Genomic DNA, 1,336 nt, shown 5'->3' with positions numbered 1-1,336 from the left:
CGTAGAGCGGAAGCCTCGGCTTTTCACCTGCGATAGCTCTGGGCCGGCATGGGGGAAAATCCCCATGCGGTTTCTTTTCTGCCGTGAGGTATCTCCCCGAAGCGAAGCCCGAGCCGGTTCGCTAATTCGCTGCATGGCTGATGAAAAACAGCATGGAGCAATCATGAACCAGATTTCGACAACTCACCCGATTTCAAGCGAAACAACGAAACCTCACGGTGGCCGCAGCGTAGGCCTGACCGAAACCAGGGCGCGCGCCGGCGCATTGCTGGAACAGGGAGCGGCATTCATGCACCTGGAGGCCGGCGCATTGCAGGCAGCGGAAAGCCAGGCGCCAACAGGCGACGAAAGGCGGCCCGCGCTCAGGGAAGAACACGTCGATGTCGTCGTCATCGGCGCCGGCCAGAACGGCCTATCCGTCGGCTATCACCTCGCCCGCAAGGGCGTGAAGTTTGTCATCCTGGAGGAGCGCGAACGCGTCGGCGACATCTGGCGCTCACGCTGGGATTCGCTGCGCCTGTTCACGCCGGCACGCTTTGACGGGCTGATCGGCATGCCCTTCCCTGCCACCCGCTATTCCTTCCCGACCAAGGACGAGATGGCCGATTATCTCGAAGCCTATGCGAGGAAATTCTCGCTACCGGTGCGCACTGGCGTCAAGGTCGACGAGGTGACCCGTTCCGGCCACCGCTATATCGTCACATCGGGCCGGACCCGTTACGTCGCCACTCACGTCGTGGCCGCGGCCTCGAGCTACCAGAAGCCGAAAATCCCGGATTTCGCGGCATCGCTCGATCCGTCGATCCGGCAATTCCACTCGGGCGCCTACAAGAATGCCGCTCAGCTCAATGCGGGCAGCGTGCTTTTGGTCGGCGCCAGCAATTCCGGCGCGGAAATCGCCATGGATCTGGCGGGCACGCATCAGGTGTGGCTGGCCGGACGGCATCCCGGCAACATCCCTGTCGCCTACAATGGCTATTTCGCCATGCGTCTGGTCCTCCCGATCGTCTTCCGCATCGTTTTCCACCGGCTGCTCACGGTGGATACGCCGATGGGCCGTAAGGCCAAGCCTGGGCAACTGGCCCATGGCCTGCCGCTGATCCGGGTCAAGCCCGGCGATTTGGACGCCGCCGGCGTTCGCAGGGTCTCCCGCGTCGCCGGCGTCAGTGACGGCAAGCCGCTGCTCGACGACGGCCAGGTTCTCGATGTCTCGAACATCATCTGGTGCACCGGTTTCCGGGCCGGGCTGGATTGGATCAAGCTGCCGATCTTCGACGAATCCGGCCGGGTAAGGCAGTATCGCGGCACCGTGGAGGGCGAACCCGGTCTCTATGTC

The 1,336-nt window shown here is 63.2% G+C and carries 1 protein-coding gene; it reads left to right on the top strand.

The genetic code is table 11. The features are described 5' to 3' along the window. Window positions 1-163: 163 nt before the first annotated feature. Window positions 164-1,336: flavin-containing monooxygenase (locus tag CN311_RS31660; RefSeq protein WP_245441006.1), on the top strand; the 1,173-nt coding region annotated here is incomplete at its 3' end.

Source organism: Mesorhizobium sanjuanii, assembly GCF_002529485.1.
GTDB lineage: Bacteria > Pseudomonadota > Alphaproteobacteria > Rhizobiales > Rhizobiaceae > Mesorhizobium > Mesorhizobium sanjuanii.
This window is presented reverse-complemented; position numbering and strand designations above follow the sequence as displayed.